Here is a 20,346-nt window from a genome sequence, read left to right on the forward strand (position 1 = left end):
GGTCCTCACCTGGGTCAATCGTCGGTCAGTAACACGGAACCATCGGCGTCGCGTTTTACCCGGGTGATGCCGGGGTTATCGGCCTCCAGCCGCAGCAGCTCTTCTTCCCTTGCCTTGATTAATGCGCGCTGGGCATCGTTTTCTTCCCGAAGTCGCTGGTTTTCCTTGTGCAGCTGGTACAGATCAATGGCGGCTTTGATGGCGGCGACCACTTCGTAGTCGTCCCAGGGTTTGGACAGATAACGGTATACCTCCGCCTGGTTGATGGCTTTGATCATGGACTCGCGGTCTCCATAGGCACTGAGCACCAGGCGGATGGCGTTCGGTTGTTTTTGCTTGGCGAATTGCAAATAGGTGACGCCATCAGCCGTGGGCATCTGGTAGTCAGAGACTATCACCGCGTATTCGTGTTCCAGCAGCCCGCCCAGTGCATCCTCCACCTTGCTGAAGGTGTCAATCTGCCAGCCCTGGGGTTTCAGCAACCGCCGCAGGCTGCTCAGAATGTTGGGTTCGTCATCTACCAGCTGAATTCTGATCATGCGGAGGTCTCCGTGTCGTCGTTCGGTTTGTGCACATACAAAGTATAGCGATGGCCATCTGGCTCGCCTTTTTCAAACGCCACCAGTTTTTCGATCAGGATCGCGCTCAGTTCCTTGCCCTCGTTGAGTAACAGCATCCCTGACGCAGCATACAGGTTGCGAGCCAGGACCATGCCTGGCCTGAGGCGCAGGGTGTCCAGTACCAGAATCGAGGGGTCTTCGTGTTCCACATCTGGGGCCAGCTCGATCAGCATTTCAACAAAACGGTCAGTCAGTTCCGGGTCGTAAAGCCGTTCACGGTATTTCTTGAGCAATTTAATGGCATTATCTCGCGCTACCTTGCGCTCGAGCACCAGGCCGAACTGGAGTTCCACAAAATCCACCGCCAGCTTGAGGATGCGGGATTCCAAGGGGATCTGGCTGCCTTCGAGGCGATCCGGAACGCCGTATCCGTTCCATTTTTCCTGATGGTGGCGGATGATCTTGCCGGTGTCTTTCAACGGCTCCAGCGCCATCAGTAACTGCTCGCCGGCGACCGGGTATTTCAGGTACTCCAGGCGCTGGTTCTTGGACAGCAAGTCTGACGGGGCGGTAAACAGTTCATCCGGCCAGCTTAGTTTGCCCATGTTATACAGGGCAGCGGCCATGGCCAGATTGCGGGTGGTTTCCTCGTCCAGCTCTATAAACTCGGCAAAGGCTTTGACCAGGCGGATTACTTTAGCATTGGGCTGGCGATTGGCCGGCAGCCGTTTATTGATGAGCGATGAGAACACCTCGGTGGTGGTGACGTAACTCTGGCGCAGCTCCTGGTAGGCCAGGTCGAGCATGTCGGCGGTTTCTTTCAGCTCCTCGGTGCGCTCCCGTACCTTGTCTTCCAGGCTGGCGTTGAGGGCTTGCAGCTCCTTGTTCTGTTTGCGGGTGAGCTTTTCCAGCGCCAGCCGACGGCGTTCGGAATACTGGAAAGCCAGGGCCTGGCGGATAATCAGCCGCAGTTCGTCATCGTCCCAGGGTTTGCTGATGTACCGATAGATCTGGCCATCGTTGATGGCTTTCACCGTGGAGGTGATGTCGGCATAGCCGGTGAGCAGAATCCGGATACACCAGGGGTATTTACTGCGAATTTCTGCCAGCAGCGTGGGGCCGTCCATGCCGGGCATGCGGGCGTCGGAGATCACCAGGTCAAATTTTTCTTTCTCCATCAATGCCAGAGCTTCGTCACCGGACCCTGCGGTGGTCAGCTCCCAGGGTTCACGGCGCAGAACGCGCTGCAGGCTGCGCAGGATGTTTTCTTCATCGTCGACCAGAAGCAGTTTTGCCTGGTCTGGCAGGTTCTCGGCACCTGCCTTTGATCGCAAGCTGGACTCAGTCATCGCTGTTCTGGTCTGGTTGGGTGACGGGCAGGGTGATACTGAAACAAGTACCTTGCCCCGGAGTGCTGACAGCTTTGATGTCACCGTTGTGTTTTTCGATGATATTGAAGCTGAGAGACAGGCCAAGGCCGGTGCCCTTACCCACCGGCTTGGTGGTGAAGAAAGGCTCAAAAATCCGGTTCAGGTGTTCCTCGGAAATGCCCTTGCCGTTATCTTCAACTTCAATCACCACGGTGTCACCGTTGTGGCGGGTGCGTACCGTGATCTTGCCGAATTCTTCAATGGCATGGGCGGCATTGACCAGCAGGTTCATGATCACCTGGTTGATCTGGGAAATGATGCACTCAACTTCCGGCAGGTCGCCAAGATCCTGCACTACCTCGGCCTTGTACTTGAGTTCGTTGTTGACCACGTTCAGGGTGGTTTCGATGCCCCGATGCAGATCCGCCAGCTTGAACTCTTCCTCTTCGATGTGGGAGAAGTCTTTCATCGCTGAGATAATGGTCTTGACCCGCTCAATGCCCTCCCGGGATTCAGCCAACAGGTCTTTAAGGTCTTCACGCAGGTAGTCGTAATCGATGTTCTGCTTGATCAGGCGCAAATCTTCCAGCGACGCTGCTGAATCCACAGCCTCCGTCAGACGGAACAGATCGTTAAGGTAACTCTCCAGGCTTTGCAGGTTGGAATACACGTACCCCACCGGATTGTTGATTTCATGGGCTACGCCAGCGGCAAGCTGGCCAATGGCCGCCAGTTTTTCGGATTGAAGCAGTTGCCGGTTGGCCTGTTCCAGCCGGGCATTGAGGGCGTCCTGTTCGGATTGTGTCGGGGCAGTTTGCGTCATTGTAGTACCTGCCTTGCGTCTTAATGAGCGGTTATCAGCCCTCGGCGCTGTTAGTGGAACCTGAATGTGACCTGCGGTTTCTTTGATCAGTGACCACTATCAAGTATAGAAATGTTAAAGCCGGGGAAGCGTTAATTTTGGTATACCCTGTGGCAAGTTACGTTATTTATTCCATATTAAAGGCAAGGCTGTTTCCGGTTTGGTAATAGCAAGCTGCCAAGGGTATTCCGTTGGCATGTTTGGAGTGTAGCTGAATCATTTTGTGACATGCATCACAAAACGGTATCCGTTCATGCTGAATTGTTAAGAAACGTAGCGGTGTGGCGAACATATGGTGGGCTTGCGCTATTCTGGATCACTAAATAAGACCATAGTCGGACGCACCCTGAATGTTTCATCGGCTAAAAAACGATTTCCGATTATCGATCATCACATTGCTTGGCATCAGCGCCATCATTGGCATCACGCCGTTTGTGATCCTGCGATTTGTTGAGGGTAATCCGCTCGCCGGTTTTGTTGATCTCGGGATTCTGTCTGGCATCGTTGGCAGCCTCGCTTATGCCTGGGTCACCGGCGACACATACCGCAGCGGCATGTTCCTGGCGATTATCATCTGCGCGGGTGCGGTCACCGTTGGTGCGGTGATGGGTGAGGCGGGTCTGTTCTGGATCTTCCCTTGCCTGGTAACAACCTTCTTTCTTGTATCGAGCCGACTTGCGGCCATTTTGAACCTGCTATCCGTTCTGGCGCTGATGTCGATTGAAACGGCGTTCAGCTCAACGGTTCAGATGTGGACGTTTGCGACCACGGCGACGGTGGTCAGCGCCTGCGCCTATGTCTTTGCCTATCGTAACCAGGATCAGCGAGAACGCTTGGAGCACCTGGCCACCATTGACCCGCTGACCGGTGTCAAAAACCGCCGCTCCATGGATGAGGAGCTGGATGCGGCTGCTGCCAATGCGGAGCGATCAGGGCTACCCTATGCCTTGGTGATGCTGGATATCGACCACTTCAAGAAAATCAACGATGTGTATGGTCATGGCGTCGGTGATAATGTGCTGACGGACTTGGTGGCGCTGATTGAACGTAATACACGAAAGTCTGATCAGCTGTTCCGTTATGGCGGTGAGGAGTTTGTGTTATTGCTGCCCGGTGTGGATGGTTCCAGCCTGCAGGCGGTTATGAACAACCTGCAACAGGTGTTGCGCAGGCATCTCAAGTACCCAGGTGGCCCGGTTACTTCGTCGTTTGGTGTCGCCTTGCTGGGCCACGGCGAGAGCGTGGAGAGCTGGCTGGCGAGGGCTGATGAAGCGCTGTATCAGGCCAAGGAGACCGGGCGGGATCGGATTGTATTTGCGGACAAGAACACTCAGCTGGTGGCCGAACCGGCTTGAACTGAAGTCCGGCTGTCGGGTTCGCCGTGATGGTGGTTTCCGGGCCGGTAGCGGAACAATCGCCAACCCAGCAAAACACTGGCGGAGGTCAGCCCGGCCGTCAGCCCCACCCAGAACCCTGCCGCTCCCAACGCCGGCCAAAGCAGGTCTGTAAAGGTCAGAACGTAGCCCAGCGGCAGTCCAACCCCCCAGAACGAAAACAGCATAATGAACATGGGAATGCGGGTGTCTTTATAGCCCCTGAGCGCACTGATGCAGGTTACCTGAATCACATCAGCAACCTGGAACATGGCGGCAAACGCCAACAGGCGAATGGTGACATCTCGCACGGCCTGATCGCCGGTGTAGAGCGCGGCAATCTGTGCGGAGAACACAAACAACAACGTAGCAAAGATCAGGGCAACTGCCGAGGCCAGAATGAGCGAGCTACGGGAAATCAGCCGGGCGGTATCCGGCGCCCGGGCACCCACCAGAAAGCTCACCCGCAGCGTCAGTGCCATGCCTATGCTCAGCGGTAGCATGAACAACAACGACACCACGTTCAGCGCAATCTGATGTCCGGCCACAATCACCGGCCCCAGTGGTGCCAGGAACAGGGCAATGACCGAAAACATGCTGGCTTCGACAAAAATGGTGAAGCCAATCGGCACGCCGATACCCAGAATGTAGCGAATTCCCCGCCAGTTGGGCTTCACCCAGTCGGCCAGCAGGTGAAACTGGCGGAAGGTACGGCTCCGGTTCAGGTAGATCAGTAAGGCAATGGCGGCGGTCCCGTTGGACAGCGATGTCGCCCAGCCGCAGCCCACACCGCCCATGGCGGGCAGGCCGAGCTTGCCGTAAATGAAGATGTAGTTCAGCGGCAGGTTGATCAGCGTGCTGAGTACCGAGAAGGCCATGATTACCCGGGTGTGGCCGAGGCCGTCAGTGAGTCCCCGCAGAGCGTTCATAAGAAGCAGGGCTGGAATGCCCCAGGCGAAGGCGTTCAGGTATCCCTGGGTGATGCCGGCAGTCTCTGTATCCATCTTCAGCATCGCCAGTACCGGGTGTACGTTGGTCAGCAACAACGCCATGATCACCGTGCCGCCGGCTGCGATGTATATGCCCTGCCAGGTGGCCGGCATGATCTTCGAGTGCTGCCGGGCACCGTTGTAGCCGGAAATGATCGGTTGCAGAGCCCCCAGCATGCCCATGAAAAACAGGAACAGTGGCATCCACAGGCTGCTGCCAATGCCTACCGCGGCCAGATCCCGAGCGCTGGCGTGGCCCGCCATAACGGTATCAATAACCCCATTGGCCATCTGTGCCACCTGGGCAATCAGGATCGGCCCGCCCAGAATGGCCAGGGTTTTCCATTCCGCCAGCGTGCGGCGAACAAGGGGCTGTCGGGCTTCGGGTAACGGTTGGTGGTTTTCGTCCATGGTGCTGGTTTCGATGTTGGTTCGTCAGGGTTGTACCTGTCAGAAGCAGACATGGTACCCGATTGGCGGTCGGGCAGCTTATAGGGGTTTGCACCGCCTTCTGTACTGGATAATGCCGGCAAAAACGGTAGAGTAGCGGTCCGGTTTATCTCAGGTGTGGTGGTATGGTTCTTCTGGTTCTGGTAACGGCGCTGTGGGCGTTTTCGTTCAGCTTGATCGGCGAGTTCCTGGCTGGCCGGGTAGACAGCGATTTTGCCGTGCTTACCCGTGTGCTGCTGGCGGCCCTGGTGTTTCTGCCCTTCACCCGCTGGCGTGGTGTGCCTGGGGGCATGAAGCTTGGCATTCTGATTACGGGCATGCTGCAGTTCGGTATTACCTACCTTTGCCTGTACCGTTCGTTCAGTTACCTCACGGTGCCTGAAGTGTTGCTGTTCACCATCTTTACTCCTTTGTACGTTACGCTGATTGACGATGCCCTGTTTCGCCGGTTCTCCCCGGTGGCCTTGCTGGCGGCAGCCATCGCCACGCTGGGCGCCGGGATTATTCGCTACGATGGCCTGAGTGAAGATTTCATTACCGGCTTCTTGTTACTGCAAGTGGCTAATTTTACCTTTGCCGCCGGCCAAGTGGGCTACAAACACGTGATGCGCCACTACGCCCTGGCCTTGCCGGGCTACCGTACCTTCGGCTACTTCTTTTTCGGGGCGCTGGTGATCGCCTTGCCGTCGTTCCTGATATTCGGTGATGCTGACAAGCTACCCACGACCAGTCTTCAGTGGGGCATTCTCGGTTGGCTGGGGCTTGCAGCCTCGGGGCTCGGGCTATACCTGTGGAATCGCGGTGCCTGTGAGGTAGATGCTGGCACCCTGGCGATTATGAACAATGCCCTGGTGCCTGCCGGGTTACTGGTGAACCTGCTGATCTGGAACCGGGATGCGGACCTCATGCGCCTTATGCTTGGCGGTGCGGTGATCGCGTTTTCACTGTGGGTGAATGCCCGTTTTCATCCCCGGGCAAGGGTCCTGGCCGGGCCCTGACAAGCCTTGTCTTCAAGATATTGGGTTGTGTGCCGTTACATTAATGTGACGTAGCGTAACTCATTAGATATTTCCTTGATATTCATCCAGACTTACGCTTGCGCCCTGAAATAATTTCCCCGGTTTAACGGACATCGACCCCCTATGCGCAAGAATCTACCTGTCACCCAGCGCGAAATTACCGTACCGGAAGGTATGCGTCTGATCAGCACCACCTCCCTCAAGGGCGTGATTACCTATTGCAACGACGATTTTGAAACCATCAGTGGTTACACCAGGGACGAACTGATTGGCCAGGCGCATAATCTGATTCGCCACCCGGACATGCCGCCGGCGGTGTTCGCCGACATGTGGGAGTATCTGAAAGCGGGCAAGGCCTGGATGGGTGTGGTCAAGAACCGGGCAAAGAACGGAGATCATTACTGGGTCAGTGCCTATGCCACTCCGATCTGGGAAAACGGCCAGATGGTGGGCTATGAATCCGTGCGCGTGGCGGCCACTCGGGACCAGATTGCGCGGGCTGAAAAACTCTATGCCGGTATTTCCGCAGGCAAGTTGTCGTCATCGTTCAGTAACCAGGCCATGTCGATGGGCCGATCCGGCTGGCCGTTTTTGTTATCCCTGGTAATCACCTTGGGTGCCATGCAACTCGAACCGCTCTGGCTGGCAGCGCTGGTTGTGTTGGTGGGTCATGGTCTGGCCTTCAGTCTGGTGTTCGGGTCTATTTCCAATCGTTTGAAAGGTTTACTCGCTTTGCGCCCCGATGCTTTCCAGGACCCCATCGTTGCCCGCACATACAGCGGTGAGCGTGGCCTGATGTCGCGGTTGGCCCTGGTGCTGGTCAGTGAGGAAGCGCGCATTCGCACAGCGCTGGCTCGAATTGACGATCAGGCTGAGCATTTGCTGCAGCAGGCCCGGGCGTCCCATGGTTTCATTACTGAGGGGGCAACGGCCATTGCCCGGCAGCGGGCGGAGACAGACCAGACCGCCTCGGCGATCAATGAAATGACCGCGTCCATTCAGGAAGTGGCGGAAGCCGTTACCCACAATGCGAAAGAGGCGGAGCAGGCCAACCGGCTGGCCCATGAGGGCAGGCAGCGCAGTGGTGAGGCCACTGCCGCGATCGAGCAGCTGGTGCAGCAGGTGAATGGCATTGGCGAATCTGTGGGTCGTCTGGGTGAATCCACCCGCACCATTGGAGAGGCGGCCGACCTGATCTCGGACATTGCCGAGCAGACCAATCTGCTGGCTCTCAACGCGGCCATTGAAGCGGCCCGCGCCGGCGAGCAAGGCAGAGGCTTTGCGGTGGTCGCCGACGAAGTGCGCTCCCTGGCCCAGAGAACCCGGCAGTCCACCGTCAAGATCCATGAGGTGATTGAGCAGTTTCGGGCCCAGGTGGATGAAACCATTCAGGCAGTACGTTCTGGTGAGGAAATCGCCAGCCAGGGGCTGGCCCGGGTGCAGGGCGCGGCAGAATCCCTGCAAACCATTGTGGGTTCGGTGGATTCGATTTCCGACAGTTTCATTACCATGTCGGCCGCGTTCGAGGAGCAAAGCCAGGTGTCGGATGAGATCAACCGTCAGATCGTTAACATTGCCGGCCTTGCTGACCAGAGCGATGAGCAGGCGGAGGCCGCCAAAGACAGCAGTGACAAGCTCAGTGGTATGGCCCACGGCCTGAAGGATCTGATTGCCCGGTTTGTCAGTAAATCTGGCTAGTTAGCTCTGCGCGGTTGGATCTGTGCGGACTACAGAAACCACCGAACAACATTTCAGCACTGGCATCACCGCGCCAGTGCTGGCAGAATCCCGCACCAATGGCCTGAACCATTGGTTTGGCGCCCTCACAATTCGTAGTTTCCTACAGCCAAAAGCACAGGAAGAAAATTCATGTCACAGTCCAACTCCGCATCAGACAGCGGTATCGGGGCTCGCGGACTCTGGTCGTCCAAGTTCGCGTTTATTCTGGCAGCGACCGGTTCCGCTGTTGGTCTCGGTAACGTCTGGAAGTTCCCTTATGTCACCGGTGAGAACGGCGGCGGTGCCTTTGTTCTGGTTTACCTGCTCTGCATCTTCATCATCGGTATTCCCATCATGATGGCCGAGGTGTTTATCGGTCGGAATGGTCGCCATAACCCGATCACCAGTTTCCGCCTGGTGGCGGAGCGCAACCTGGCATCGTCCGGCTGGCGGATTTCCGCCATCATCGGCATGCTGGCGGCCTTCATCATTCTGTCGTTCTACTCGGTTATCGGTGGCTGGGCGGCGTCCTACGTTGGCCACGCCGCCATGGGTGATTTCACCGGTGGTACCGCCGAATCCGTGGGTGAAATGTTCGGCGGCCTGCTGGCCAGCCCGGCCAAGCTCCTGCTCTGGCACACGGTATTCATGGCCCTGGTAGTCCTGGTTGTTGCTCGCGGCCTGAAAGGCGGCCTGGAGCGTGCGGTCACCATTCTGATGCCGGCCCTGTTTGTCCTGCTGCTGATGGTGGTAGGTTATGCCACCACCACCGGTCACTTCGGGGAAGCGGTTTCCTTCCTGTTCAACCCGGATTTCAGCGCCCTGACGGTTAACGGTGTACTGGTGGCCCTGGGCCATGCGTTCTTCACCCTGAGCCTGGGTATGGCCATCATGATGGCTTACGGCTCTTACCTGAGCCGCGATGTCTCAATTGGCCGCACGGCAGTTACCGTGGCGATCATGGATACCGTGGTGGCCTTGCTGGCGGGCCTGGCCATTTTCCCGGTGGTCTTCGCCAACGGTCTTGAAGCCGGCGCTGGCCCTGGCCTGATTTTCCAGACCCTGCCCCTGGCGTTCGGTAACATGCCCATGGGTACCCTGTTTGGCACTCTGTTCTTCGTGCTGCTGCTGTTCGCCGCCTGGACATCCGGCATCTCACTGCTGGAGCCGGTGGTTGAATGGGTGGAAGAGAAGACTAGCCTGGCGCGGGTTGGCAGTGCCGTGGTTGCCGGTGGTGCCTGCTGGTTGCTGGGCATTGCCTCGATCCTGTCCCTGAACGTATGGTCTGATGTGGCTCCGTTGGGTATGTTTGCCGCCTTCGAAGGCAAGACCATCTTCGATCTGCTGGACTACTTCACAGCCAACATCATGCTGCCGCTCTCCGGCCTGCTGACCGCCATCTTTGTGGGCTGGTTCGTGGCAAAGGAATCCCTGAAGAGCGACCTGGCCTTGCAGGATGGTACCTTTGGTTTGTGGTACAACCTGATCCGGTTTGTCACGCCGATTGCTGTGGCAATTGTGTTTGTCTATAACCTGCTGGCGTAATCAGCCGGTCTGATTATCAGGCAATAAAAAAACCCGGCGCTGGAGACGGCTGCCGGGTTTTCTTGTTCTAGCGGTTACTATTTACCAGTCGCTTTCGTCATCTTCGCTCATGGCCCGCAACTCATCGATGAATGGTCGGACCGCACGTTTGTCGCTTTCTGGAGCGCTCCTTGCGGCACTCATGGCCGAAGATGCGGATTGCAACATAGCTCGCACCTCGGTTTTTTGTTCTTCGGTCATGTGGGGATTGCTTTCGATTTCAGCCAGTGCCTGCTGCATGTCGTATTCAGCCGCTCCTCCTTGCTCATCAATTTCCAGGGCGGCCCAGGCCTGGTAAACCCGGTCCCCGGTCTGGCCCCATTGTTCAAGGCTGGAGAATCCATATCGTTTGACCAGCTTCTCCAGTTGTCCATGCATTGCGTGCCCTTCTATATCTTTGAGGCTGTCGGAGAAGAGGATGGAGAAATCCATGTTTTCTTCTCGCTCGGCTTCGAGGGCATCCAAAAACTCCTTATGGTCCTCAGCCAGCGCCTCGGCGGCGCCGAGACTGTCGATGAATGACCGTACGGTTTTTTCTGTCAGGTCGCGAGCCTGCGCCTGGGGGGCGAGTGTGAGGGCAATCAGGGCGAGTGCGATGATGATGGGCGTAAACAGCTTCTGGCTAATGGATTGGTGTAACGGCATGTCGCGCTCCTTTGCGGGTGTTGATTCCGGGTGTTTGTGGTCTGCTTTTGAACGGGCCGGGGCCCGGCGCCATTGCGTCAGATTAGCCTGCGTTGCACGGTTCTGCCAGCGCAGATGTTGTCAGACTTTCCCGCCCAGCAGGATGCGCACAGCGGTGCAGGCGTCTTCGAGTTCTTCGTCCCTGGGCTCGCGGCCGCCGATGATGTCACTGTACAGGCAGGATTCGGCGATGCGAACCATAAAGTAGGACAGGCTCTGGATGTTCATGGGGGGGCTCAGGTGGCCTGCGCGCACTTCGTCTTTGAGTAAGCGGGTGTTCACTTCCACGGTGCGGGCGTGCAGGGTGGAGTGGGACGAGGTGAGCATTTTCAGGGCGTATTCCGGATCCTGGTGCAGGAATTTGCGCAGGGGGCTGAAGTGCAGAATGGTCATGTTGATGTGGCGGAATACGCCCACCACGTAATCGACGCCATGGCCGGGGGTTTGGGCCCGGGCTTCTTTGTACAGAGGCTCATACAGGGACCAGAGGATTTCACCAATCAGGAGGTCTCGGTTGCCGACCCAGCGGAACAGGGTGGCGCGGCCGATGTGCAGGTCATCTGCCAGGGCGGCGAGGCTGATTTTTTCCCCTTTTAACCACATTTTTCTGGCACGGCGGAAGGCGTCCAGGGGGGTGGTTTTGGTGATTTGTTCGGTCACTTTGGGCTCTTTGGTTGGTGTGGGGTCATTCTAGCGGTTGCAGAGCTTTGGGGCTATGGCGGTCAGACCCAGAGATCTCCAATAGGCGTATCAGTGCCGAAATGGTGCTGCACCTGGGCCTGGAACAGTTCGGCGGTGGCGATGGCGTCTATCAGGGCGTTGTGGCCGGCGTAGTGGGGTAAGCCGTAGCGGGTTCGGCTGTCGGCGAGGCGAATGGAGATGGGCTGTTTGCCCATGAGTTTTTGCCAACGGCTGGGATTTCGGTTGGGGTGCAGGTGGGCTTCGATTGCCATGGTGTCTATGACCGGGAAGCGGAGTTGTTCTTTCAGGCGCCACTGCAGGGCCCGGTTCAGGAAGGGGCGTTCGATGTTGCGGTAGTGGACCACGGGGATTCGGCCGCTGAGGTGATGGAAGAGGGTGTCGAGCACGTCGGTAAGGTCCGGGGCGTGTTCGATTTCGCTGTGGGTGATGCCGTGGATGGTGACGGTGTCTTGCTGCAACGGCAGTTGCGGCCGGACGATCTGGTGCCAGGCTTTGCCGAGTTGAATGCCGGCGAGGTTAAAGGGGACCAGGCCGATGCTGATGATGGAATGGCGGTCGGCATCCAGTCCTGTGGTTTCGAAGTCGAGGGCGACCAGTGGCACCTCTTCAACGGGGGTTTGCGGGTCAGGGCAGCCGGCTTGGTAGAAGGCTCGGATTCGGGCATCCTTCGCATTTTCCGCGGCTTTTCGGTAGTTGTCTGGCCAGTCCTGTTTGCTGTTTCCGCTTTTGATGCTGTCAGACATTCCTGGTGGCTCCTCCGGCGTTGTAACGGAAGCGCAGGAACTTCTGGGCGTTGCTGACGATCTGGAAGGCGTCTTTCAGATGACTGCGTTCGAACGGGGACAGGTCTTCCGGGCGTACGTTGTTGTCGGGCTCCCGGCCTTCTTCGATGGCCAGGGCCTGGTGGCGGATGCGGACAATGGAGATGAATTCCAGGGCGTCTCGCAGGTTGCCGGCATCGTCTTCCAGCAACAGCTTGGTTTTGGCGATGTCTTTTAGTCGTTCAAAGGAATTCTGGGAGCGGCTGCCACAACCCAGGGCATGTACGCGGATCAAATCCGATAATGGCGCTGTGCCCCGACGCTTGAGGTTGAACGTTTTCTGTTGCTTGCCGTCTTCCTCGAGCACGAAGGTGCGGAAGAAGCCGAGCGGTGGTGTTCGGTTCAGGGCATTCCTGGCCAGGAAGGTAAGGAAGCGCTGGCTGCCGCTGGCTTTCTGTACAATCAGGGTTTTCAACTGTTCGGTGAAGTCGGTTTGCCCGTAAATGCCATCCAGGTCGAAGAAGATATTGCTGTTGAGCAGGGCTTCCGCCTTGGGGTTTTCGATCCAGTCGGTGAAGTAGCCTTTCCAGACACTCAGCGGTTGTCGCCATTTCGGGTTGGTGGCCATGATATCGCCGGTGCAGTACGCGTAACCACATTCGGCCAGGCCATCGGACACGAACTTGGCCAGCGCCAGAAAATATTCATCGTGCTCTTCAGGTATGAAACTGTCGTCCAGCACCATGGCGTTGTCCTGGTCGGTAACGACCAGCTGTTCATCCCGGGCCATGGAGCCCAGGGCCATGAAGCAGTAGGGCACCGGTGGCGGTCCGAGTTTTTCTTCACCCAGTTCCAGCAGACGTTGGCTGAAGCTGCGACCGATACCGGCCATGGCGCTGCCGATCATGTGGGAGTTGGCGTCTTCGTTGACCATGCGTACAAAGCTGTCGCGGACTTCCAGGCTGATTCTCTTCAGGCCTTTGACGTCGTTCTGGTGGTAGATGTTGCTGACCAGGTACAGGCTGCTCTGGCTTTCATACTTGACGATGTCTGACAACGCAATCACGCCCCGCACTTCGTCGCCTTCCATCACCGGCAGGTGGTGCACGTTGTTGTGGAGCATGGTGAGCATGGCTTCGAAGATGAAGGAGCGGGCGCTGATAGTGATCAGTCCTTCCGACATGATGTCGCTGATCGGGGTTTCCGAGGCCAGGGCATGGGTAACCGCACGGGTACGTAGATCCCGGTCGGTGATGATGCCCTGCAATTTCGGGCGTTCGCCGCTTTCATCCATCAACAGCAGCGCCGATACGCCATTGTCTGTCATGATCCTGGCGGCTTCCTGCAGGCGAACGGTGGTCGGAGCGGAAACCGGTTCCCGGGATATCAGGCGGGTAACCTTGGCGGTCATCAGTTCGTTGGATTTCTCTCTACGCGAAACCGCCGAACGCAGTCGGCTGCGGTCTTCAATCTCAACAAAGTCTGCAAAGTTTTCGTCGGTTTCCCACAGATGCTGAAAGGTGGTATCCGGAATCTTGTAGATGAGGCAATCTTCGATGGCTTTGGCGGGGAACCGGACTTTCTTGTTCATCATCAATCCGAACTGGCCAAAGATTTCGCCCTCGCCTACGCGGTTATACAGTTCACCGGAGCGGCGGAAAATCTCCACGGCGCCGCTGCGGATATAGTGGAGCCAATGATTGGTCTGGCCGAGTTCAAGTATCTGGGTGCCGGCGCGGTAGTAGACCACCTCAATACCGCTGACAACTCGTTCAAGAAGTTCTTCAGGCATGTCATTGAACGGGGGGTATTGGGCAATGTGGTTGCGGATGTCCAACAGTTCGGCCTGCATAAAACTCCCTGATCCGTCAGCGAAAAAAATGTGATAGTGAATGAATATAGCAGTGTGTATCCACCGGGGCCACGCAACCTTTTGCTAGATCTCGTTGACCACTTTGGCTGGTGTTGTTAGCCTTGCGGCTCTTTTTCAGGTGCCTGTCGCAAAGCGCGATGGGTGAAACGGGAAATCGGTGCGCCTGACCCAATCAGGCAAGGCCGATGCTGCCCCCGCAACGGTAAGCAGGTTAACGGCAATCTGATGCGCCACTGTGCCACGGCATGGGAAGGTGATTGCCCCGGAATTCGTTCTGCCTGCAAGCCCGGAGACCGGCCTGGAAAAAAACACCCGGAGTTGCGGTGGGCTGCTTGGGTGGGCGAATTTCGGCCAGCCTGACACCGCATCCGCCTGCCCTTCCTTCTGTTCCGCAACTTAAGCCTGAACCTTAAGAGTCAGCCCGTGCGGGTGCGCGCGGTTGTCGGAGTAGAGCGATGCATACCCTGAAGTTTCCTGCCGTTATTGCCGGCATTTCCATGATGGCCCTGCCCCTCGCGGTGGCTGCCCAGTCTTCTGACCAAACCGAACAGCTTGATCCAATTGTGGTGACGGCCACGCTCGGGCCGAAAACCGTGGGCGAAAGCCTGTCATCGGTAACGGTGATTGAACAAGCCGATATCGAGCGGCAAAAACCGGCCGAGTTCCGGGATCTGTTGCGCGGCCAACCTGGCGTGAACGTGGTGTCCGATGGCAGTTATGGCAAGACCACCAGTCTGTTTTTGCGCGGCGCGGGCAGTTCCGGAACGGTTCTGCTATTGGATGGCATTCGTCTGCGTTCAGGCACTGCCGGCATTCCACCCTGGCAGTTTATGCCGCCCGAACTGATGGAGCGTGTTGAGTTGGTTCGTGGTGCCAAGAGCTCCCTCTATGGTGCTGATGCGGTCGGGGGTGTGGTTCAGGCGTTTACGCTGGAGCCAAAGGCTAACCAGCAGGCTTGGGCGGAACTCTCTGGTGGCTCCCACAACACCCGTGAAACTTTTGCCGGCGTTGCTGCCCGGTCGGGGCAAACCTCGTTGCTTGCCAGTGGGGTTTACTCGGATACAGATGGCACCAATCTTCGCGCTGGCGGCGATGACAAAGGTTTCCGTAATGCTGGTGGTCTAGCCAAGGTCAGCCATCGTTTTGAGCAGGGTGGCGGCGCCGGAGTGACGGTGTTTCAGTCTGAGGGAAACACCGAGTTTGAGGGCGGTGATACCGATTACATGATCCGTGCGGCGGGTCTCTATGTTGAAGCGGTGGCCAGTGACTATTGGCGAACCCGCATCCAGTTCTCAGAAGCCAGAGATGAGCAGGAGACCTTTGGTTCCTTCCCCAGTGTCTACAATACCCTGTCCCGATCCGCCCGTTGGGACAATACCCTGACAGCCGGCGTACATGAGCTGGTCCTGGGCTCTGAGGTGATGGTTGATGAGGTGGATGGCAGTGACGAATTCGCTGAGAACAGTCGAACCAACGCAGCGGTGTTCGGCCAGGGGCGACTGAATTTCGGCGCCAGTGATTTGATGCTCAGTCTTCGCCTCGATGATAATGAGGCTTACGGTAAAGAAGAGACGGGTGGTATTGCGTTTGGTCACCAGTTTGACCGCTCGCACCGGGTTCGGTTGAGTTATGCGACCTCGTTCCGCGCCCCTACCTTCAATGACCTGTACCTCCAGATTCCGTCCGATTTTGGCAGTTACTTCGGAAATCCAGACCTGAATCCCGAGAAAGGTCAGATGGTTGAAGCTGGTTTTTCCGGCCGATATGACACCTGGTTCTGGGATGTGGCGTTGTACCAGAATGACGTCGACGAGTTGATCACCTATGTGTTCGACCCCGCAACATTCGATGGCACCATGGAGAACGTTGAGACTGCCCGGATTCGCGGCGTGGAATTGGCATCCGGCTTTCAGACCGATGACTGGGATATCGGGGCGGCGGTGACCTACGCTGATACCGAAAACCGGGATACCGGTGCACGCCTGCCACGCAGGGCGAGCAAGACCCTGCGTCTGGATGTTGATCGCCTGTTCGCCCAGTGGTCAGTGGGTGGAAGCCTTGTAGCAGAAGGCAATCGCTACAACGATGCGGCGAACACCAGTTTGTTACCGGGCTTTGGTACCTTGGATCTGCGGGCCGCCTGGAACTTCCTGCCGGGCTGGTCGGCCAGTGTCAAAATCGATAACGTGCTGGATCGACGCTACGCTACCAGTCAGGGTGGTCGGTCGATTGACGCGCCTCCGTTTTTTGAAACGTTTGATTATCTGGCTGCAGGCAGAACCTACATGGCATCGGTACGTTACGACTTCGGCCGGTAATTCCTCTCAAGGCGAGGTGTGATTCAATTTCGTGATGTTGCATCGGCTCACCCTTCTGGTCGCGTTTCTGCTGGCATCCCTTCCGGTGCTGGCAGAGCCCCTGTGCGCCCGCGACGCGCTGGATCGTGATATCTGCCTGCCGGAACCCGCCGCTCGTATCGTTTCCCTGTCACCGGGCGCCACCGAGCTGCTGTTCTCGGCTGGCGCCGGCGACAAAGTGGTGGGGGCCGTTGCCTGGAGTGACTATCCGCCGCAGGCGGAACCGTTGCCCCGGGTGGGCGACAGCAGCCGGCTGGATCTGGAAGCGATTCTGTCGTTGCAGCCAGACCTTGTGGTGGCCTGGGTGGATGGTAACTCCCGGCAGCAGGTGGAACGGCTGGAACAGTTGGGCATCACAGCATTCTGGTTGGCACCCAGAGAGTTTGAGGATATTCCACTGGCCATAGAGCACCTTGCTGACCTGGCCGGAACTAGCGATGTTGCGCAATCTGAGGTGCAGTTATTCCGGCAGGGTATCGGCGAACTGAAAGCGGAATATCAGCACGCCGAGCCCATCCGGGTGTTCTACCAGATCTGGGATCAGCCGTTGATGACCATCAACCGGGAGGAACTGATTGGCAAGGCCATTGAGCTTTGCGGCGGGGTAAATGTGTTCGGTCACCTGCCGCGGCTGGTCCCGCGAATAGGTACTGAGGCGGTTCTGGAAGCGGCACCGGAGGTGATTGTGACTTCCGGTCGCGAGCGTAATGACCGGCAATGGCTGGCGGACTGGCAGGCCTACCCGAGCCTGCCGGCGGTGGCTGCCGGAAATCTCTTTCTTGAACCGCCAGATCTGCTCGCCCGTCCAACCGTAAGGATGCTCGAAGGTGTGAGTCATCTGTGCCAGACCCTGGAGACTGCCCGTGGCCGGCTCTAGCATTCTCCGGCCGCTGGTCGCCCTGATACTGCTCGGTATTCTGGCCGTTACCCTTGCCATTGCTGTCGGCAGTGCCCAGGTGGGTGTTGGCAATGTATTGTGGGTGTTTGCCGGTGGCGGCACTGAACTGGACCGCACCCTGATTCTGGACCTGCGCCTGCCCAGAGTGCTCAGCGCCTTCGCAGTAGGTGGCTTGTTAGCCGTGGCTGGTGCCCTGATGCAGGTGTTGTTGCGCAATCCGTTGGCAGACCCCTACGTATTGGGCTTGTCTGGCGGGGCAGCTGTCGGCGCCCTGCTGGCCATGTTGGCGGGCCTGGCGGGTTTGGTGGTTTCCGGTTCCGCGTTCGCCGGCGCCATGCTGGCCACCCTGCTGGTGTTTGGCCTGGCCCACGGCAGTGGCAGCTGGACCCCGTCTCGATTATTGCTGACCGGGGTAGTGGTGGCGGCTGGTTGGGGTGCCTTGATCACGCTGATTCTGGCGATGACCCCGGCAGCCCGGTTGCCGGGCATGCTCTATTGGCTGATGGGGGATCTGTCTCACTCCGGCCAGCCCTGGCCAGGGCTGTTAGTGCTGTTGCTGGTGTGCCTGCTGGTGTTGCCCCTGGGCCGCAGCCTGAATGTGCTGGCCCGGGGTTCCATGCAGGCGGCCGCTCTGGGGGTGTCGGTAAGGCCCCTGGAATGGCTGGTATACTTGCTGGCCAGTGTGCTGACCGCCACCGCTGTCACCATGGCCGGCGCCGTCGGGTTTGTAGGGCTGGTGGTGCCGCACATGCTCAGGCTTTTGCTGGGTAATGACCAGCGTCTTATCTTGCCGGCTTGTGCCCTGGCGGGCGGGATTCTGCTGGTGCTGGCGGATACCGTGGCGCGGGTGGTCATTGCCCCGGAGCAACTGCCGGTAGGGGTGATTACCGCACTCCTGGGTGTGCCTACTTTTCTGTACCTGCTGTACCGGAGCCGATAATGACGACCCTGGCCAGCCATGAACTTGTGATGAATATCCCCGGCCGGGCGCCCGGGGCCCCGCTTGGGATCCATGTTCATCCTGGTCAGCTTTGGGGTGTGCTGGGTCCCAATGGTGTGGGCAAAACCACTCTGCTGCACACGCTGGCAGGTATCCGGCCACCCCGCAGCGGCCAGGTTTTGCTGGATCACAAGCCCCAGATTTCGCTCAGGCGCAAGCAGGTGTCCCAGCGCATTGGCCTGGTGTTCCAGGATCGGCAGGATGGCTTCCCGGCCACGGTACTGGAAACCGCACTGATTGGCCGTCACCCCTGGCTGTCGGCCTGGCAGATGGAAACGGCCGAGGATATCGCCGTGGCCGAACAGGCCCTTCAGGCGCTGGATGTGGCGCACCTGCGAGATCGGCTGGTGAGCACACTGTCTGGTGGCGAGCGTCAGCGTGTGGCCATCGCCACTCTGATGACCCAGAACCCGGACATCTGGCTGCTGGACGAACCCACCAATCATCTCGACCTGCATCATCAAGTCGCAGTGATGAACCTGCTCACCGCCAGGGCCCAAAGCGGTAAGGCCGTGTTCATGTGCCTGCATGACCTGAATCTTGCCGCCCGCTGGTGCGACCACCTGCTCCTGCTCTACCCGGATGGCCAGGCCTGTTGGGGCCCGGCCGAAACCATGCTGGTGCCTTCGGCGCTGGAACAGCTGTATAACCAGAAGCTGGAAACGGTGGAGGTAGACGGAGCACCGTTCTTTGTGCCCAGCCGCGGACCATCTATCCGGGAGTAACCATGAAATTTTCCGAATTCTACAACGTCGCGCTTGCCCGCAAAGGCGGTGAGCAGGCCTTGCAAACGCTGCTGCCTCCTGTGGTGGAGAAAAGCCGGTTGGCGGAGGTGGGAGACGATCGCTACTTGTCGGAAATCACCCGCTGCATATTCAAGGCCGGTTTTGTATGGCGGGTGATCGAGAATAAATGGCCGGATTTTGAAGCTGCTTTCGAGGGCTTTGTCCCTGCCTACTGGCAACAGGTGCCACCGGAGGTGCTTGAGCGGCTGGCGGCGGACGAGCGGATTGTGCGCAACATGCAGAAGATTCGCACCGTGCCGGAGAATGCCCGGATGATTATGGATGTGGCGAAAGACCACGGCAGCTTCGGGCAGTTTCTGGCCGACTGGCCCAGTGATGACCAGGTCGGGCTGCTCCTGTACCTGAAACGCAATGGTGAGCGCCTTGGTGGCAACTCGGCCCAGTATTTTCTGCGCCGTGTGGGCTGGGACGGCTTTATCCTGTCACACGATGTCGTCACCGCCCTCACCCGTGCCGGTATCCTAGATGCCTCGCCAGCCAGCAAGAAGGGCCTTACACAGGCCCAGCTGGCGTTCAACGAATGGCACCGGGAAACCGGGTTGCCGGTGAGCCACCTCTCGCGGATTGTGTCGTTTACGGTGGATAACTGAGGACGCCGGTTTTAGCCGGCAACCACCCCAAAGAGCGCACCAATGCCCGCGGTCAGGGCCATGGCGAGGGCGCCCCAGAAGGTAACCCTGATGGTCCCGCGCATCAGGCCAGCGCCACCGGCCCTGGCGGACAGAGCACCAAGACCGGCCAGAAAGACCAGGGAACTGACCGACACCGCGCCCAGAACCAGGCTGACCGGAACCAGCACCAGTACCAGCAGGGGCAAGGCTGCACCAATGGCAAAGGTGCCCGCGGAGGCCAACGCCGCCTGCACGGGCCTGGCCGCCAGGGCATCAGAAATCCCCAGCTCATCCCGGGCATGGGCGGTCAGGGCATCGTGCGCGGTTAGCTCGGTGGCCACTTGCCGCGCCAGTTCCCAGCTCAGGCCCCTGGCGCGGTAAATTCCAGCCAGTTCGGCCAGCTCCGATTCCGGGTCTGTCTCGAGCTCTTGCCGTTCCCTTTTAAGGTCGGCCCGCTCGGTGTCCGCCTGTGAACTGACCGACACATACTCGCCGGCCGCCATGGACATGGCGCCAGCCACCAGCCCGGCCACGCCGGCCACCAGAATGGCTTCCTTGCTGGCCCCGCTGGCCGCCACCCCCAGTACCAGACTGGCGGTGGAGACAATGCCATCGTTGGCACCCAGTACGGCGGCTCTGAGCCATCCGGTGCGGTGAACGCGGTGATTTTCCATTAACGATTTTCCGGCTTGGTGATGGTTTTATGCAACTTAGCACACCGGGAGCTG

18 protein-coding genes and 1 riboswitch are annotated in these 20,346 nt (G+C 58.3%); of the genes, 9 read left to right on the forward strand and 9 right to left on the reverse strand.

What is annotated here, in order from left to right:
• Positions 1-14 precede the first annotated feature (14 nt).
• From ACNSOI_RS01025 to ACNSOI_RS01035, 3 genes are read right to left on the reverse strand one after another with little or no spacing between them, the layout of a single operon-like run.
• Complete coding sequence (locus tag ACNSOI_RS01025) at positions 15-539, reverse strand: response regulator (protein WP_420194922.1); 525 nt, start codon at positions 537-539, stop codon at positions 15-17.
• The gene (locus ACNSOI_RS01030; RefSeq protein ID WP_420194923.1) at positions 536-1,909 is read right to left on the reverse strand and encodes an HD domain-containing phosphohydrolase; all 1,374 of its coding nucleotides are present in this window, start codon (positions 1,907-1,909) and stop codon (positions 536-538) included. Before ACNSOI_RS01030 ends, ACNSOI_RS01025 begins: the two co-directional genes overlap by 4 nt.
• Positions 1,902-2,753 (reverse strand): sensor histidine kinase, encoded by an 852-nt coding sequence (locus ACNSOI_RS01035; protein WP_420194924.1) that lies wholly within the window; start codon positions 2,751-2,753, stop codon positions 1,902-1,904. Before ACNSOI_RS01035 ends, ACNSOI_RS01030 begins: the two co-directional genes overlap by 8 nt.
• Positions 2,754-3,142: 389 nt before the next feature.
• On the opposite strand from ACNSOI_RS01035, the gene ACNSOI_RS01040 reads away from it, so the two are divergent.
• Positions 3,143-4,147 (forward strand): GGDEF domain-containing protein, encoded by a 1,005-nt coding sequence (locus tag ACNSOI_RS01040; RefSeq protein ID WP_420194925.1) that lies wholly within the window; start codon positions 3,143-3,145, stop codon positions 4,145-4,147.
• Here ACNSOI_RS01040 and ACNSOI_RS01045 read toward each other — a convergent pair.
• Positions 4,123-5,565, reverse strand: a complete 1,443-nt coding sequence (locus tag ACNSOI_RS01045; protein WP_152437061.1) for an MATE family efflux transporter — start codon at positions 5,563-5,565, stop codon at positions 4,123-4,125. The genes ACNSOI_RS01040 and ACNSOI_RS01045 overlap by 25 nt on opposite strands.
• Before the next feature lie 164 nt (positions 5,566-5,729).
• Here ACNSOI_RS01045 and ACNSOI_RS01050 point away from each other — a divergent pair, with 164 nt between their 5' ends.
• From ACNSOI_RS01050 to ACNSOI_RS01060, 3 genes are all read left to right on the forward strand, one after another.
• Positions 5,730-6,602: a carboxylate/amino acid/amine transporter gene (locus ACNSOI_RS01050; protein WP_058092806.1), complete on the forward strand. Its 873-nt coding sequence runs from the start codon at positions 5,730-5,732 to the stop codon at positions 6,600-6,602.
• 144 nt (positions 6,603-6,746) lie between these two features.
• Positions 6,747-8,321, forward strand: a complete 1,575-nt coding sequence (locus tag ACNSOI_RS01055) for a PAS domain-containing methyl-accepting chemotaxis protein (protein ID WP_420194926.1) — start codon at positions 6,747-6,749, stop codon at positions 8,319-8,321.
• Between the two features lie 171 nt (positions 8,322-8,492).
• Positions 8,493-9,887: a sodium-dependent transporter gene (locus ACNSOI_RS01060; RefSeq protein WP_354445055.1), complete on the forward strand. Its 1,395-nt coding sequence runs from the start codon at positions 8,493-8,495 to the stop codon at positions 9,885-9,887.
• An 81-nt stretch (positions 9,888-9,968) separates the two neighbouring features.
• Here the strand turns inward: ACNSOI_RS01060 and ACNSOI_RS01065 are convergent, their stop codons facing one another.
• From ACNSOI_RS01065 to ACNSOI_RS01080, 4 genes are all read right to left on the reverse strand, one after another.
• On the reverse strand, positions 9,969-10,571 hold the full coding sequence (locus ACNSOI_RS01065; protein WP_354445057.1) for a hypothetical protein: 603 nt from the start codon (positions 10,569-10,571) through the stop codon (positions 9,969-9,971).
• 120 nt (positions 10,572-10,691) lie between these two features.
• Positions 10,692-11,270, reverse strand: coding sequence for a QsdR family transcriptional regulator (locus ACNSOI_RS01070; protein WP_354445059.1), 579 nt, complete (start codon positions 11,268-11,270; stop codon positions 10,692-10,694).
• A 62-nt stretch (positions 11,271-11,332) separates the two neighbouring features.
• Entirely contained in the window at positions 11,333-12,055 is a 723-nt protein-coding gene (locus tag ACNSOI_RS01075) for a 3'-5' exonuclease (protein WP_420194927.1), read from the reverse strand.
• Complete coding sequence (locus tag ACNSOI_RS01080) at positions 12,048-13,925, reverse strand: putative nucleotidyltransferase substrate binding domain-containing protein (RefSeq protein WP_420194928.1); 1,878 nt, start codon at positions 13,923-13,925, stop codon at positions 12,048-12,050. Before ACNSOI_RS01080 ends, ACNSOI_RS01075 begins: the two co-directional genes overlap by 8 nt.
• A gap of 120 nt (positions 13,926-14,045) precedes the next feature.
• A riboswitch (cobalamin riboswitch) is annotated at positions 14,046-14,263 on the forward strand.
• A gap of 138 nt (positions 14,264-14,401) precedes the next feature.
• On the opposite strand from ACNSOI_RS01080, the gene ACNSOI_RS01085 reads away from it, so the two are divergent.
• The 5 genes from ACNSOI_RS01085 to ACNSOI_RS01105 are packed head-to-tail and all read left to right on the forward strand — an operon-like array spanning position 14,402 to position 19,597.
• A complete protein-coding gene (locus ACNSOI_RS01085; RefSeq protein WP_420194929.1) occupies positions 14,402-16,264 on the forward strand; it encodes a TonB-dependent receptor plug domain-containing protein in 1,863 nt (620 codons plus the stop codon).
• Between the two features lie 34 nt (positions 16,265-16,298).
• On the forward strand, positions 16,299-17,180 hold the full coding sequence (locus tag ACNSOI_RS01090; protein WP_420195692.1) for a cobalamin-binding protein: 882 nt from the start codon (positions 16,299-16,301) through the stop codon (positions 17,178-17,180).
• A gap of 1 nt (position 17,181) precedes the next feature.
• The gene (locus ACNSOI_RS01095) at positions 17,182-18,141 is read left to right on the forward strand and encodes a FecCD family ABC transporter permease (RefSeq protein ID WP_420195693.1); all 960 of its coding nucleotides are present in this window, start codon (positions 17,182-17,184) and stop codon (positions 18,139-18,141) included.
• Positions 18,141-18,926 carry an ABC transporter ATP-binding protein gene (locus tag ACNSOI_RS01100; protein ID WP_354445067.1) on the forward strand — a complete coding sequence of 262 codons (786 nt, stop codon included), beginning with the start codon at positions 18,141-18,143 and terminating at the stop codon, positions 18,924-18,926. The genes ACNSOI_RS01095 and ACNSOI_RS01100 overlap by 1 nt, the downstream gene beginning before the upstream one ends.
• 2 nt (positions 18,927-18,928) lie before the next feature.
• Positions 18,929-19,597: a DNA-3-methyladenine glycosylase I gene (locus tag ACNSOI_RS01105; RefSeq protein ID WP_354445069.1), complete on the forward strand. Its 669-nt coding sequence runs from the start codon at positions 18,929-18,931 to the stop codon at positions 19,595-19,597.
• 11 nt (positions 19,598-19,608) lie between these two features.
• Here the strand turns inward: ACNSOI_RS01105 and ACNSOI_RS01110 are convergent, their stop codons facing one another.
• Positions 19,609-20,292 (reverse strand): VIT1/CCC1 transporter family protein, encoded by a 684-nt coding sequence (locus ACNSOI_RS01110; RefSeq protein ID WP_354445071.1) that lies wholly within the window; start codon positions 20,290-20,292, stop codon positions 19,609-19,611.
• Between the last annotated feature and the right edge of the window lie 54 nt (positions 20,293-20,346).

The organism is Marinobacter sp. GH_1, assembly GCF_048595985.1.
GTDB classification, from domain to species: domain Bacteria; phylum Pseudomonadota; class Gammaproteobacteria; order Pseudomonadales; family Oleiphilaceae; genus Marinobacter; species Marinobacter shengliensis.